12 protein-coding genes and 1 pseudogene are annotated in these 14,184 nt (G+C 69.3%); 5 read left to right on the plus strand and 8 right to left on the minus strand.

Going from position 1 to position 14,184, the window contains the following annotated elements; translation table 11 throughout:
- Positions 1-40: 40 nt before the first annotated feature.
- Complete coding sequence (locus ND450_RS11955; protein WP_253326211.1) at positions 41-664, plus strand: TetR/AcrR family transcriptional regulator; 624 nt, start codon at positions 41-43, stop codon at positions 662-664.
- Here the strand turns inward: ND450_RS11955 and ND450_RS11960 are convergent.
- On the minus strand, positions 653-1,195 hold the full coding sequence (locus ND450_RS11960) for an AAA family ATPase (RefSeq protein WP_253326212.1): 543 nt from the start codon (positions 1,193-1,195) through the stop codon (positions 653-655). The two genes, ND450_RS11955 and ND450_RS11960, sit on opposite strands and share 12 nt — an antisense overlap.
- Before the next feature lie 367 nt (positions 1,196-1,562).
- Between ND450_RS11960 and ND450_RS11965 the strand changes: the two genes are divergently transcribed.
- A complete protein-coding gene (locus tag ND450_RS11965; protein ID WP_253326213.1) occupies positions 1,563-2,906 on the plus strand; it encodes an endo-1,4-beta-xylanase in 1,344 nt (447 codons plus the stop codon).
- A gap of 188 nt (positions 2,907-3,094) precedes the next feature.
- On the opposite strand, the gene ND450_RS11970 is transcribed toward ND450_RS11965, so the two are convergent.
- Complete coding sequence (locus tag ND450_RS11970) at positions 3,095-3,892, minus strand: SAM-dependent methyltransferase (RefSeq protein WP_253326214.1); 798 nt, start codon at positions 3,890-3,892, stop codon at positions 3,095-3,097.
- Between the two features lie 135 nt (positions 3,893-4,027).
- Between ND450_RS11970 and ND450_RS11975 the strand changes: the two genes are divergently transcribed.
- Both ND450_RS11975 and ND450_RS11980 read left to right on the plus strand, forming a co-directional pair.
- Positions 4,028-5,356: a hypothetical protein gene (locus ND450_RS11975; RefSeq protein ID WP_253326215.1), complete on the plus strand. Its 1,329-nt coding sequence runs from the start codon at positions 4,028-4,030 to the stop codon at positions 5,354-5,356.
- Between the two features lie 51 nt (positions 5,357-5,407).
- Positions 5,408-5,809, plus strand: coding sequence for a DUF3592 domain-containing protein (locus ND450_RS11980; protein ID WP_253326216.1), 402 nt, complete (start codon positions 5,408-5,410; stop codon positions 5,807-5,809).
- 34 nt (positions 5,810-5,843) lie between these two features.
- Here the strand turns inward: ND450_RS11980 and ND450_RS11985 are convergent, their stop codons facing one another.
- The 5 genes from ND450_RS11985 to ND450_RS12005 all read right to left on the minus strand — a co-directional run bounded on the left by ND450_RS11985 (position 5,844) and on the right by ND450_RS12005 (position 9,543).
- On the minus strand, positions 5,844-6,338 hold the full coding sequence (locus tag ND450_RS11985) for a cupin domain-containing protein (RefSeq protein ID WP_253326217.1): 495 nt from the start codon (positions 6,336-6,338) through the stop codon (positions 5,844-5,846).
- A gap of 6 nt (positions 6,339-6,344) precedes the next feature.
- The gene (cysK, locus tag ND450_RS11990; protein WP_253326218.1) at positions 6,345-7,316 is read right to left on the minus strand and encodes a cysteine synthase A; all 972 of its coding nucleotides are present in this window, start codon (positions 7,314-7,316) and stop codon (positions 6,345-6,347) included.
- Positions 7,317-7,338: 22 nt separating this feature from the next.
- Positions 7,339-7,980 carry a serine O-acetyltransferase EpsC gene (gene epsC / locus ND450_RS11995; RefSeq protein ID WP_245786252.1) on the minus strand — a complete coding sequence of 214 codons (642 nt, stop codon included), beginning with the start codon at positions 7,978-7,980 and terminating at the stop codon, positions 7,339-7,341.
- A complete protein-coding gene (locus tag ND450_RS12000; RefSeq protein WP_253326219.1) occupies positions 7,977-8,879 on the minus strand; it encodes a DMT family transporter in 903 nt (300 codons plus the stop codon). Before ND450_RS12000 ends, epsC begins: the two co-directional genes overlap by 4 nt.
- 475 nt (positions 8,880-9,354) lie before the next feature.
- Entirely contained in the window at positions 9,355-9,543 is a 189-nt protein-coding gene (locus ND450_RS12005) for a hypothetical protein (protein ID WP_253326220.1), read from the minus strand.
- Positions 9,544-9,653: 110 nt separating this feature from the next.
- Between ND450_RS12005 and ND450_RS46025 the strand changes: the two genes are divergently transcribed.
- Positions 9,654-11,228 carry a site-specific integrase gene (locus tag ND450_RS46025; RefSeq protein ID WP_371927693.1) on the plus strand — a complete coding sequence of 525 codons (1,575 nt, stop codon included), beginning with the start codon at positions 9,654-9,656 and terminating at the stop codon, positions 11,226-11,228.
- A gap of 31 nt (positions 11,229-11,259) precedes the next feature.
- On the opposite strand, the pseudogene ND450_RS12015 reads toward ND450_RS46025, so the two are convergent.
- Positions 11,260-14,118 (minus strand): annotated as a pseudogene (locus ND450_RS12015) (RHS repeat-associated core domain-containing protein); the annotation flags it as partial.
- Positions 14,119-14,184 lie beyond the last annotated feature (66 nt).

Consider the following 14,184-nt stretch of genomic DNA (forward strand, 5'->3'; position numbering starts at 1 on the left):
TCTTGGATACTCGCTTTTCCAGAGCCTTCGAAAGGACGCCATGCCTGCCTCCGGCCGCGACGTCGAGCCACGTCGCAAGCCCCGTCAGGTGCGCGCGGAACTCACCCGCGACCGCATCCTGACGGCGGCTGCTCACGTTTTCTCCGAGCACGGGTACGCCGCGGGCACCACGAACCGCATCGCCGAGCAGGCCCGCGTCTCGATCGGCTCGCTGTACCAGTACTTCCCGAACAAGGACGCGATCCTGGCCGAGCTGATGGTCCGGCACATCGACCGCGGCACGTGGACGCACGCCGACCGGCTCGACCTCTCCCCCGGCTCGCTGGAGTCCGTGGTGCGGGCACTGGTCCGCGACGCGGTCGACAACCACCGCGACGACCCGCGGCTGCTGCGGATCATGATCGAGGAGGGCCAGCTCTCCGAGGAGCTGCGCGAGACGATCACCCGGCACGGCGAGCAGCGCGTGGCCGAGGTCCGCGCCGTGTTCGCCCGCCACCCGGACGTGCGCGTGCGGGACCTCGACACCGCCGTCGACCTCGTCGTGTTCACCGTCGAGCTGAACACCCACCGGCTGGCCGCGTTCGAGCAGCCGGTGGACACGTTCGAGAACGAGCTCGTCGACATGGTGACCCGCTACCTGCGCGGACCGTCCTCAGCGGGCTGACGTCAGCCGGTGGCCCCCCGCCCCGAGCACCCGCCGCACCTCGGCCGCGGTCTGCCCGGCGTCGAGGTGGCCGTTGTCGATCACGTGGCCCTCGAGGTCGCCGAGCCGGGCGAACGCGGCGTGCATGCCGGTGATCGGCTCGACGTCCTGGAGCTCGTCACCACCGCGTCCGGCCGCCCGCGCCAGGGTGACGTCGAGATCGGGCCTGAGCACCACGTACGAGACCGCCAGCTCGTCGGCCAGAGCGCGGAACGGGTCGAGGAACCAGGGCCCGACGATCCCGTCGACCACGACGTCGTAGCCGCCGCGTGCGTAGGTGGCGGCGGCCGTCACGATCGCCCCGACGACGACCTCGTTCTGCTGCTGCGCCGCGGGCAGGTACGGGGGCACGAACCCCGTCCGGATCCAGCGGTAGAACTGGTCGGTCACGAGGTGCACGGACGGGCGGGGAGCACCGGTCGCGAGGAGCCCGGCCACCGTCGTCTTCCCCGCGCCGGGCGGACCGGTCAGGATGATCACTTCGCCGCTCACGTCGGCGAAAACTAGTGCCGAATCGGTCCGCGCGCCAGTCTTGCGTTCACGGCGCACATCAGCCGGCAGAGGGCCCGGAAGTTTTCGAAACATTCACAAGCGACCCTATGAAAAACGGGACCAAAACAGGCCGCTCACCCGCGCGTTCGACGAATATTCGACAGTCGCCCACGGATCGCCCGTGCTCAGGGCCCTGGGTCCAGCCGGGTGAACAGGTCTTGATCTGACGCGCCGCGTCAGTCGATACTTCCGGCGCCCGAGTCGAGCGGCGTGTGGATTTGGCGCAATTCCGCCCGCTCGAACCGGGTTCACGCGAAATGCAACCGTCCACTCGCATTCGTGCGGGTGCTATTCAGAAGGCGCCAAAATGACGCTGACAGCGAAGTCAGTTGCACGGGCCGGGCTCGTGTCGACGATCGTCGCCGCCACGGCGGCCGCCGCGCTCTTCGCGGCGACACCCGCGAACGGTGCGGCCTCCACCCTCGCCGCGGCGGCGCAGCAGAGCGGCCGGTACTTCGGCACCGCCGTGGCCGCGAACAAGCTCGGTGACTCGACCTACGTGGGGATCCTGAACCGCGAGTTCGACATGGTCACGGCCGAGAACGAGATGAAGATGGACGCGACCGAGCCGAACCAGAACCAGTTCAGCTACGGCAACGCGGACCGGATCGTGAACCAGGCCCGCAACCAGGGCAAACGGGTCCGCGGGCACGCGTTGGCGTGGCACTCGCAGCAGCCGGGCTGGATGCAGAACATGTCCGGGTCGGCGTTGCGCAACGCGATGCTGAACCACATCACCCAGGTCGCGACCTACTACCGCGGCAAGATCTACGCCTGGGACGTGGTGAACGAGGCGTTCGCGGACGGCAGCAGCGGTGGCCGTCGCGACTCCAACCTCCAGCGCACCGGCAACGACTGGATCGAGGCCGCGTTCCGCGCGGCGAGGGCGGCCGACCCGAACGCCAAGCTCTGCTACAACGACTACAACACCGACAACTGGTCGCACGCCAAGACCCAGGGCGTCTACCGGATGGTGCAGGACTTCAAGTCCCGCGGCGTCCCGATCGACTGCGTCGGCTTCCAGGCCCACTTCAACAGCGGCAACCCCGTCCCGTCCAACTACCACACGACGCTGGGCAACTTCGCCGCTCTCGGCGTGGACGTCCAGATCACCGAACTGGACATCGAGGGCTCCGGCAGCTCGCAGGCCCAGCAGTACCAGGGCGTCACCCAGGCCTGCCTCTCCGTCGCACGCTGCACCGGCATCACCGTGTGGGGCATCCGCGACAGCGACTCGTGGCGCGCCTCCGGCACCCCGCTGCTGTTCGACGGCAGCGGCAACAAGAAGGCCGCGTACAACTCCGTCCTCAACGTGCTGAACAGCGGCACCGGCACCACGACGCCGCCGACCAGCACCACCACGACGACGTCCAACCCCGGCGGCGGGGGCTGCACGGCGACGTACTCGGAGGGCGAGAAGTGGAATGACCGCTTCAACGGCAACGTGACCGTCTCGGGCACCGACAACTGGACCGTGACGGTGACCGTCAGCTCGCCGCAGCGGATCATCGCGACCTGGAACACCAGCGCCACCTGGCCGTCGGCCAACGTGATGGTGGCGCGCCCGAACGGCAACGGCAACACGTTCGGGTTCACCGTCCAGCACGGCGGCAACTGGAGCTGGCCCAGCCTCTCCTGCCAGGCCGGCTGATCGACGTGCGGGAGGCCTCCGGCGGCGGCCTCCCGCACGGGGTCGGGCCTCGCGGCCCGCGACCTGGGTGTGCGGGGAGCCTTCGGCTGGGCTCCCCGCACACCTCAGCTCACGAACCCACATGGGGCTTTCGCCACCGGCGAAGCGCCCACCGCGCTCAGCGTCCTTGGGCTCAAATGCCCCGGAATTCAGGCCTTGCGGCCCACCGCCGCCAGCCCCGTGAACCGCTCCGGGTTGTCGTCCACGTCCTCCGGCGACACCGGCCGCCACTGCGGGAAGAACACCACACCGGGCTCGACGATCTCGAAGCCGTCGAACAGCCCGGTCACCTGCTCCCGCGTGCGCATCGTCATGGGGGTCGCGGTGCGCTGGTAGAGGTCCTGGTGCGAGTCGGCCTGGTCCGGCCGTCCCGCCTGGCTGGCGTGCGACAGCACCAGGTAGCTGCCCGGCGCCATCGCCTCGCGGTACTCGGCCACGATGGCCCGCGGGTCGTCGCTGTCGGGGACGAAGTGCAGCACCGCGACCATCATCACGGCGACGGGCTCGTCGAAGTCGAGCAGCGCGCGGACGCCGGGGCTCGACAGCACCTCGTCCGGGCGGCGCAGGTCGGCCTGCACTACGCCGGCGCGGTCGTTGCCGCGCAGGATGTTCTCGCTGTACGCGGCGGCCACGGGGTCGTTGTCCACGTAGACGACGCGGGAGTCAGGTGCGGCGTCCTGGGCGACCTCGTGCACGTTGCCCACGGTCGGGATGCCCGAGCCGAGGTCGAGGAACTGGCGGATGCCGGCATCGACGCAGAACCGCACGGCGCGGCGGAGGAAGGCGCGGTTCTGCTGCATGATCATCGGCAGGTCCGGCCACAGGCCGATGGCGCGCTCGGCCATCTCGCGGTCGACGGCGAAGTTGTGCGCTCCGCCCAGGTAGTAGTCGTAGACCCGTGCCGCGCTGGGACGCGTCAGGTCGACACCGCCGGTCTCGTCAGTCATGCCTGCCCCCACCCGTGCGTGATCGACGTCGTGACCGGCACGCTACCTGCTCGCGCGCGGAGATCAACCCATCGGGCCATTCGGCGGGTGACCGCGACGCGTCTGCGGGGTGCAATGGGCACACGGAGGTGGGGCATGCGCGCTCGGCTCGTGGTGTCGTTGCTGGGACTGGTCCTCGTCGCGGGCGGTGCTCCCGCCACGGCCTCGCCGGGCGTCCCCGGTGACCAGCCGTTGCCCGGTTACACGATCAGCAACCCGCCGCTCGCGCCCGAGGTGGTGAACGGCAAGCCGACGCGGGTGCTCCAGGGCGTCCACGAGCACTCGGCGTACGTCGTCGAGGTGCCCGCGCAGTGGAACGGCCGCCTCGCCATGTGGGCGCACGGTTACCGCGGCACCGGCACCGTGCTCACCGTGGACCCGCCGTCGTACGGCCTGCGCACCCGGATGCTGAGCCAGGGCTACGCCTGGGCCGCATCCTCCTACTACGGCAACGGGTACGACGTCCGGGCGGGCGTGCTCGCCACGCACGACCTGGCGAAGCACTTCGGCAGGCTCGTCGCGAAGCCGGAGCAGGTGCTCATCGCCGGTGTCTCGATGGGCGGGCACGTCATCGGCCGGTCGCTGGAGCAGTTCCCCGGCTTCTACGACGGCGCCCTGCCGATGTGCGGGGTGCTCGGCGACCACGAGCTGTTCGACTTCTTCCTCGACTACCAGGTCACCGCTCAGGCGCTCGCCGGGATCGGTTCCTACCCGGTGCCGGCCGACTACCTCACCACCGTCGTGCCGCGCATCCAGGAGGAGCTCGGGCTGACCGGCCTCGTGCCCGGTGGGCCCGACACCGTGACACCGGAGGGCGCGCGGTTCCGGGCGACCGTCGTCGACCGCAGCGGTGGCCCGCGTCCCGGCGCGACGCCCGCGTTCGCGTACTGGAAGGACTTCCTGTTCGGCCTCGCCTCGCCGCCCGCGGACGCCCTTCCGCTCGCGTTCGACCCCGGCAGGCTCGCGACCAACCTCGGCACCCGCTACCAGCCCGCCGAGCTGAACCGCGCGGTGCAGCGGGTGGCGCCGCGCGACTGGCGGTCCCGCCTCTCCCCCGCGCTCACCGAGATCCCGCGGATCACGGGCAGGCCGGGTGTCCCGGTGCTCTCCCTGCACGGCCTGGGCGACCTCTTCGTGCCGTTCTCGATGGAACAGGAGTACCGGACCGACGTCGCCCGCCACGGCCAGTCGAGGTGGCTGGTGCAACGGGCGGTGCGGACCGTCGACCACTGCGAGTTCTCGCCGGCCGAGGTGGGCACGGCGTGGGACGACCTGGTGAAGTGGACCGGCCGCGGTACGAAGCCCGCCGGTGACGCCGTCGGGGACCGCCGCGCGGTCGCCGACCCGTCGTTCGGCTGCCGGTTCACCGACCGCGCCGCCTACACCGGTCCGGGCACCAGGAAGCTGTTCACGCCCTGCCCGTGACGTTTCGCCGCCGGGAACGATGTCTCCTGCGAAGGAGGCGTGGTGGCGAAGGTGAAATCGCGACGAGGCCGGCTGCTGGCCGGGCTCTCGCTGGTGGGCGCGCTCATCGGTTTGGTGATCGTGCTCCAGTCGGCGGCGGAGCAGCGGTCCTGGGCGAGTGCCGAGGGAACGGTGCAGGAGCGCCTCAAGTCGGGCAAGAGCGTGTCGGTGCGGGTCGAGTACCCGTTGCCGGACGGCAGCAGGCAGGTGGCGACCCTGTCGGAGAACGGGCCCGCGCGGCAGCCTGGTGAGCGCGTGACGGTCCGCTACGACCTGCAGGACGGCAAGGTCGTGGACGCCGCGCTGGCCGACAACGACCAGGCGTTCTGTGTGGTCGGCGTGATGCTCGGGGTGGTGGTCCTCGGCGGGATCTTCCTGAACCTCGTCGCCTGGACGCCCGAGCGGGAGGACTGAGGCGGGCGCCCCGCGGGGCGCCCGCCACCTCACCTCAGTGCCGGCCCCAGTTCGGCACGTCGTAGCCGTTCATCGTGACCTCGAACTGGTCGTACTTCGCCATGAGGGTCAGCAGCTCGTCCTCGGAGGGCTTGTTGCCGTCCGCGTACATCTCGGCGAGGCCCCGGAAGTACTCCTCGCGGTTGAGCGCGGGCGTGAAGATGATGAGCATCGTGGCCTGGTCCTTGTACGGGTTGTGAAACCCGTGCGACACGCCCATCGGGACGTTCACGTACGTGCCGGGCGGCGCCGCGAACGACTTGCCGTCGAGGTGCAGCTCCACCATGCCGTGCAGGACGTAGAACGCCTCCAGCTGCTCGTTGTGGACGTGCGGTGAGGCGCCGGGAGCGCCGGGGGCCATCCGGTGCTCGTACAGACCGAGCCGCCCGTCCGTCTCGCTGCCCCTCGCCTTGAAGGTCGTGTGGGTGGTCGTGCCGATCTGCACCGACTCGCCTTCGCCGGGAAGCAGGATGTTGGACACTTGCGTCATGTCTGTTCACTCCTCATTGATGGCGGTGTCGTCGTCCTGGTTGAACCAGGAGAGATAGCGCTCGCCCGTGTCCGGGAACACGGTGACGAGGTTCTTGCCGGCGTACTCGGGCCGTGCGGAGAGCACACGGCAGGCGTGCGCCGCCGCGCCGGAGGAGACCCCGACCAGCAGCCCCGCCGTCCTGGCGAGCTCACGTGCGGTGTTGTAGGCGTCGTCGTTCGACACCGTGAGGACCTCGTCGATCAGGCCGACGTCGGTCGTGTCGGCCACGAAGCCGCCGTTGAGACCGGGGATGCGGTGCAGACCGCCCCAGCCCTGGCTGATCACCGGCGACCCCTCGGGCTCGACCGCGACGACGCGGACCGCGGGGTTGCGCTCCTTGAGGTACTTCGCGGTGCCGCTGAGCGTTCCGCCGGTGCCGACACCGCAGACGAAGACGTCGACCTCGCCGTCGGTGTCGTTCCAGATCTCCGGGCCGGTGGTGGCGTAGTGCGCGGCCACGTTGTCGGAGTTCTCGTGCTGGCAGGCGAACCACGACCCCGGCCGTTCGCGGTAGATCTCCTCGGCCTTGGCGATCGCGGCGACGTAGCCCTCCTGGTACGGCGTCAGCACGATCTCCGCGCCGAACGCGCGCAGCAGCTGCAGGCGTTCGGTGGTCGCGCTGTCCGGCAGGACGATCACGCACCGGTAGCCGCGAGCGGCGGCGATCGAGGCCATGGAGATGCCCGTGTTGCCGGACGTCGCCTCGACGATCGTGCCCGAGCCGCGGACGAGCTGACCGCGTTCCTCCGCGCCGTTGATCATGTACAGCGCGGCCCTGTCCTTCACGCTGGACAACGGGTTCGCCATCTCGAGCTTGGCGTACAGGTGCGCGGTCGTCACGCCGAGGTCGAGCCGGACGGTGGGCGTGCCGCCGATCAGCTCGTCGATCGAGCGGGCCGGCGGGCGTTTGGTGAGCGGACTGACCCGGGTCTCCACGAGCTCTCCGATCGGTTGGGTGTCACCAGCTGGGGAAGACGGCCGCGCCCTTGTGCTTCTGCCCCGCCACGACGACGGACTGGCGCGGCCTCGCCGCCTTCGCCACGCTGCGGCTCGACCTCAGGTTCGGGATCGAGAACGGCGCGAGGACGCGGGAGTCGGCCGGCACGTCGCGGATGACGAGCGCCTGCGCGCCCACCACGGAGTCGTGGCCGACGGTGATCGGGCCGAGCAGCGTCGCGTTGGCCCCGACCACCACCCGGTCGCCGAGCTTCGGGTGGCGGCGGGAGCCCTCGGGGCGCTGGTTGTCGTGCCACCACCCGACGGCGCCGAGGGTGACCTGGTGGAAGATCGTGACGTCGTCACCGATCACGACCGTCTCGCCGATCACGACACCCGCGCCGTGGTCGATGAAGAAGCCGCGGCCGATCGTCGCGCCGGGGTGGATCTCGATGCCGCCGGTCAGCAGCCGGGCGACGACCATGACGAGCCGGGCGCTGCGCCGGTGACCCCGCAGGTGCAGCAGGTGCGACACGCGCCAGCCCCAGATCGCGATGACCGTCGGGTGCAGCAAGGCCTCGCTGCGCGACAGGATCGACGGGTCGCGGTCCATCACCATGTCGAGGTCGGCGGTGATCGCGCGGAGCAGCGCCCGCGGCGTCACCGGACCGCCCCTGCCTTCTCCTTGCGGAGCTGGCCCAGGCGGTTCTCCGCGTAGGCCACGCCGACCAGCACGACCAGGCCGCCGGCCAGGAGGTTCCACGTCACGGGCTCACCGAGGAACAGCACGCTGACGAGCACCGCGAACACCGGCACCACGTAGTTGACCGCGGACGCCGTGGTGGCGCCGACGTCGCCGATGAGGCGGAAGTACAGCACGTACGCCAGGCCGGTGCTGAGCAGGCCGAGCAGCACGATGCTCGCCGTCACCGGGCCGGTGAACTCGGGCGTGCGCCACCCCAGGAACGGCGTCACGACCGCCTGCAGCACGGCCGCCGCCACGAGCTGCGACGCGGCCAGCGCCAACGGCGCCAACCCCAGCGGCGACAGGTACTTCCGCACGTACACGAAGCCGATCGCGTAGCTCACGGCCGCGCCGAAGCACGCCAGCCGTCCGCTGAGCGAGCCGAGCGACTCGTGCCACGGGCCGATCAGCAGCACCACGCCGACGAAGCCGAGCGCCAGGCCGACGGCCTTGCGGGAGGTGGCCCGCTCGGTCGGCAGCGCGGCGGTGGCCAGTGCCAGCGTCAGCAGTGGCGTGGCGCCGATCAGCACGCCCGCGATGCCGGCGCCGGTGGTCTTCTCGCCGTAGGACAACAGCAGGAACGGGATCACGTTGCCGAACAGACCCGCGGCCGCGATGTGGCCCCAGATCTGCGCGGACCTCGGCAGCGCGACCTTGCGGAGTGCCGCGATCGACAGCAGCACGGCCGCGCCGAGGACGAGTCTGCTGAGCACGAGCTGTCCCGGTGTCAGCCCTTCGAGGGAGACCTTGATGAAGGTGAAGCTGCTTCCCCACAGCAGCGCCAGCAGCAGGAAGCGCGCGACAGATGCCTTGTCCATTGCTTCTCGATTCGGGTCATCAGTCAGTGGTCGTTTGGACACTTCAGCAGAGGCGACTAGTGCCTCGCTCAAGCGTCCGCGACGTACCGCTGACCCCCCGATCGGCCGTGTCCCGGACGCTCGTCCGGTGACAGGCGAGGGCGAGGGCCCGGAGACGGTGCCGCCGGCCATCGCGTCATAGGCCGCCAGGTCGTTCTCGTCGGCGTCATCGCCGGGATGCCGCGGGTACGGGTGCACACAAGCAAACCGGCATCCTGAGCAGATCACCACGGGACTCGATCAAGTACTGCCTTCACGCCCTTGACCGATGTGCGTCGACGGGCAGCTCGTACCTGTGGGGTCCCTAGCGATGATGCGTGGAGCAGCAGCAAGGTCTCCATCACCTCGTTGGCTGGAAGCCGGCAAGCCAGATCTCCACAGAAGTGGCCTGCGAGCTGCGGCAATGCCGAGCGACGTGGTGGTTGGCTTCTCTGGGTCAGCCGCCGACGCGGCGTGAGCCCACCGTGAGCGTTAGAGGGTGCGGAAGCGGAAAGGCGCATCCCTGCAACAAGGCTGAGATGCGGCAGTTCTTGGTGACCCAGGCCCTGAGTGCGGGATCAATGGCATCCAGCACGGCATGGATGTCCTGCTGGCGCGCCAGCAAGGGTTTGTTCCACAGGCTCATGGTGCGCAAGCCTGTTGCGGAGCTCATGCAGGGCTTCGACCGGCGCCTCGATGGTTGCGCGTGATCGGTTGGAAGCGTGCGGGAAGGCTCTAGCAAGATCGGGCCACAGGGTGGTCGAGTACCGCCTGGCCAGCAAGAACCGCCACGTCGAGTCCGTGCCCCCCTCGACCGCGCTCGTCGTGCCGGCGACGGTGTCCTCGGGGGCGTCCGCGTCGACATCGCCGGACTTCGACGGCACCACGGTGGAGTTGAGCGGCGCCGCGTTGCGGCAGCGGCTCGCCGACCTCGAGGACGCGGCACAGCAGTACGTGCGCCGGCCGGACGAGACGACGCGCGCGTACGCCGCGGACTGGCGGGCCTGGCAGCGTTACTGCGCCGAGCTGCAGATCCCGCCCGCGACCACCACGACCGGCGCGTTCGTCGGGTTCGTCGCCTGGCACGTCCGCCAGGAGCTCGCGCCGGCCACGATCGAGCGCCGCGTCTACGGCGTGCTGATGACGATGCGCGACCTGGGCTTGACCGTGGAGCCGGTCGCGATGGGCACCGCGATGGTCGCGATCGCCCACTACGTGCGCGAGCTGGCCGAGAACAACGTGCGCCGCGGCCGCGGCCAGGCCCGCGCCGTCACCGTGCCCCAGCTGCGGGAGATCTGTGCGGCGCTGCCCGACACCCTCGCCGGCGTCCGTGACCGCGCCGTCGTCCTGCTCGGCTTCGCCCTCGGCGCGCGGCGCAGCGAGTTCGCGAACCTCGACGTCACTGACGTCGTCGCGGAGGAGCAGGGTCTGGTCGTCACGATCCGCTTCGGCAAGACCGGTGCCCGCACGGTGCACGTCCTGCGCGGCACGCACCCGCCTACCTGCCCGGTCCGCGCGGTGCTCGCCTGGACGGCCGCGGCCGGGCTCGTCGACGGCGCGTTGTTCCGCTCGATCAGCAAGCACGGCACGATCGGCACCACGCACATGCTCGGCAAGGCCATCAGCGAGATCATCGCCCGCGCCGCGATGACCGCGGGCCTGCCGGTGCGACTGACCGGACACTCTGTGCGCTCCGAGCTGGCCACCTCAGCACGCAAAGCAGGGCACGACGCGAAAACCATTGCCGCGCAAGGAGGTTGGCGACCGAACTCCGCCGAGCTCTACCGCTACACGCAGATCGTCGATGCCTGGTCCGACAACGCCCCCGTCGGCATCGGCCTGTGCGGGGCCCGGCCGGACGGCGCGAAGGGATGGCGCCCGCAGGCCCCAATCAGAAAATGCCCTACAAGACGATGTCCGGGGCCTGATCTCACTAGCGAGACCAGGCCCCGGCCACGTTCAGCGATGGAAGCGCCACCTCATGAACGCCACGGCGGTAACGCCGAGTATCACCATCACCACATAGGTCCACGGTTTCTGCACGTCGAGAACCGTCATGACGGCGCCTACGACAATCCCGATCACCACCAGACCGAGTACTGCTGCCGCCTGCGGCTTGCCTTTCAGCACGAGGATCGTCCCTTCGCTTGCCAGATCAGTCGAAAATCACGATGCCGATGCCGAGGCCGAGGCCAACCGCGCCACCGTAGAAGGCACCCGAGGCGGCTCCCGGTAGGCAACCGGCCGCTGCGGCGAGAGCGCACCCGCCGACACCGCCTGCGACGCCGACGACGGCCACAGTGTCGGCGATGGTGCCCAGGTCGGATTTGAGGTCGTTCACGCTGTAGGCGCCGGTCGGGTCGGTGTTGTTGATGGGGTCGGACTTGCTGTACGCGTAGGGGTTGCGTTCCTGGTGGGTGGGGTCCGGGGCGGTGAAGCGGCCCCACGAGGAGTTGTAGTAGCGGTAGCCGAACAGTGTCAGTCCGCCCTTGAGGGTGTAGCCGCCGACGTAGCGGAACGGGTTGGCGCCCGCTGCCGCGCCGGTGCCGGTCGTGCCGCCGTAGGGGGTGTAGGTGTAGGTGGCGGCCAGGGTGCCGGTGGTGTCGAGCAGGGCCAGGACGCTGCCCTGGTGGTCGGTGATCAGGTTGTAGCGGGTCGTGCCCGCCTTCTCGGTCACGAGCTTGCCGTCCGGGTCACGGGCGACGCTGATCCGCGTGTTGTCGACGTTGACCGTGCTCGTGCCCAGTGCGGTGTGCGTGAACGTGTGCGTGGTCGAGACACCGCCGACCTTCTCGGTGATGGTGCGCGGCTGGGTCTGGTCGATGGTGTCGTAGGAGGCGGAGAAGGTCTGTGCGCCGTCGGTGACACCGCGCACCATCTGGTTGGTCGGCGAGTACTCGAAGGACCCGGACGGGTTGGTGCCGCCGGTGATGTTGCCGGCCGCGTCGTAGCTGAGGTTCAGAGCGCCCACGGAGGTGAGCTGGTCCGCGCCGTTGACGACGTGCGCAGTGCCGCCGAGGTTGGTGATGTTGTCGGCCTTGTCCACCGTGAACGTCGTGGTGCCGGCTTTGCTCAGGTGCCGCAGCGAGTCGTAGGTATACGCGGTGGTGGTGCCGGCGATCGTCTTCGACTGCATCTTGTCGCTGTCTGCACCGCCGGTGGTGGTGAAGCTGTATGCGGCCTTGAGAAGCTCCGCGCCCGCGGTGTTCTTCACCGTCAGGCCGGTCAGCCTGTTGGCGTTGTCATAGGTGTTGGTCTGCGTTCCCGCGCCGGGGAACGTCGTCGAGGTTCGGTTGTCCGCGGCGTCGTAGCCGAACGTCGTGGTCTGCCCGAACGGATCCACCAGTGAGGTCAGGCGGTTCGCGGCGTCATAGCCGTAGGTCGCCGTGCCCGCGGGGTCCTTCAACGACGTGAGGTTGCCCGCCTTGTCGTAGCCGTAGGACACCGTCTCGGTTGACGCGCCCTGCGTGCGCACCGCCGAGGTGACCTGGCTGCCGGTGGGACGGGCGTCGTAGTCGAACCGGCTCGTCACACCGCCGTGGGAACGCGTGCTGAGGTTGCCCAGCGCGTCGTAGGTGTTCGCCTGCAGGACGGTGCCGTTGTGGCTCACCGAGACGATGCGGTCGAGCTTGTCGTAGGCGTAGTCGATGCGCTTGTTGTTGCCGTCGGTCACGCTGGTGATGCGCGACAACGAGTCGTAGGTGTAGCGGGTCGCGCCCATCGGCGCGGGTGGCGTCACGCTGGTCAGGTTTCCGGCCTGGTCGTAGCCGAACCTGGTCACCTGGTTGTTGGCGTTGCGCACGGTGTCCAGCAGCGCCTTGGGACCGGTGTAGGTGCGGACCTCCAGGTCGGCGGCCAGCGGCGTGGAGCGGAGCTTGGTGAGGTTGCCCGCCGCGTCGTACTCCCTCGTCACCTCGTTGCCCGCCGGGTCCTTGACCGACGTCGGCAGGTTCGGGTGCGCGGTGCTCGTATAGGCCGCGACGGTGGCGGCACCGGTGGGCAGCGTGGTGGAGATCAGGTTGTTCAGGGTGTCGTACGCCGCGGTGGTGGAGTTCTCCCGCCCGTCCGTCGTGCTCTGGACGTCGCTGTTGGCGGTCCAGGTCTTGGACTGGGCGTTGCCGAGCGCGTCGGTGGCCGAGATCTGCCGGGACCTGTCGTCGAACTTGTAGACGATCTTGTTGCCGTTCGGATCCGTCTGCGTCGTCTCGACGAGGGGTTTGGTGTAGTCGAACAAGGTGTCGACCGGACCCGTGCGCGTCGGCGTGCTCACCTTGGTGAGTCTGTAGTCGGTATAGGTGAAACCCCACGTGCGGTTGGCCTGGTCGACCAGCGACGTGATCCGGCTGCCGTCAGCGTTGTAGCCGAAATTCATCGTCTTGCCGTCGCGGTCGCTCAGCTGCGTGAGCCGGCCCTCGGAGTCGAAGGAGTAGTTGCCGACGACCGTGCCACTGGGGTCGGTGATGCGCGTGATGTTGCCGCCGCTGGACTGGAACGTGGTGACCCTGCCCTGCGAGTCGGTCAGCGAGGCCAGCGTCCCGTCGGACTGGTAGTGATAGGTGATCGCGTTGCCGTTGCGGTCCTTGCGGTTGAGCGGCCAGCCGTCGGAGTTGAACACCCAGGTCTCACCGGTCTTGACGAACTTCGCGGTGTAGGAGCCGTCCGCGTTCTCCGTCAACGTCGCCGCGACACCATTGCTCGCGGTGCCGAAGGTGCCGTCGGCGTTGCGGAGGAACAACACGCAGCCGCCGCCGTCCACGGGCATGTGCACCTGGTTGGTGAACCGCATGTCCAGCGCCATGTCCCGGCCGGCGTTGATGTGCCACCTGTAGTCGTAGCCGAAGGAATGCCGCAGGGTCAGGTCGATCCCGGTGCCGCGGATCGTGAGGTCGCGGTGGTCGATCCAGAGGTTGCCGTCGGAAAGGTTCACACCGAACTGGAGACGATCACTGACCTGGAACCGTTCGATCGGGTAGTCCGGCAACACCCCCCAGTCGCTGGATCGGCACGGTGACCAGCTTTGGATCCCGGCCACACCGCGCTGATCCGTTGCCGGCCGGGCCCCGCCCGCAGGCGGCGCCCCTCCCACCACGGTCCGATTCGCCGCGCCCGGCGTCCACGCCTGCTCGACCGCAGATGCCGCCGATGCGGTGGACATCGGAAGGACAGCAGGAACCGCGGCGGTCAGAGCGACGGCCACACTCACAGACAAAGCGCGCAGCATGAAGCGGCGCACTGGTGAAGTGCGTGACAAGTCTTGTTCCCCTCAGTGAAATACATCCCCAGACAG

The organism is Lentzea sp. HUAS12 (genome assembly GCF_024125735.1).
Classification (GTDB): Bacteria; Actinomycetota; Actinomycetes; order Mycobacteriales; family Pseudonocardiaceae; genus Lentzea; species Lentzea albida.

What these genes read in the sequence shown, in the direction of transcription:
- ND450_RS11955 (WP_253326211.1), top strand. Translation starts at nt 41, where the DNA reads ATGCCTGCCTCCGGCCGCGACGTCGAGCCACGTCGCAAGCCCCGTCAG.
- ND450_RS11965 (WP_253326213.1), top strand. Translation starts at nt 1,563, where the DNA reads ATGACGCTGACAGCGAAGTCAGTTGCACGGGCCGGGCTCGTGTCGACG.
- ND450_RS11970 (WP_253326214.1), bottom strand. Translation starts at nt 3,892, where the DNA reads ATGACTGACGAGACCGGCGGTGTCGACCTGACGCGTCCCAGCGCGGCA.
- ND450_RS11975 (WP_253326215.1), top strand. Translation starts at nt 4,028, where the DNA reads ATGCGCGCTCGGCTCGTGGTGTCGTTGCTGGGACTGGTCCTCGTCGCG.
- ND450_RS11985 (WP_253326217.1), bottom strand. Translation starts at nt 6,338, where the DNA reads ATGACGCAAGTGTCCAACATCCTGCTTCCCGGCGAAGGCGAGTCGGTG.
- ND450_RS12000 (WP_253326219.1), bottom strand. Translation starts at nt 8,879, where the DNA reads ATGGACAAGGCATCTGTCGCGCGCTTCCTGCTGCTGGCGCTGCTGTGG.
- ND450_RS12005 (WP_253326220.1), bottom strand. Translation starts at nt 9,543, where the DNA reads ATGAGCCTGTGGAACAAACCCTTGCTGGCGCGCCAGCAGGACATCCAT.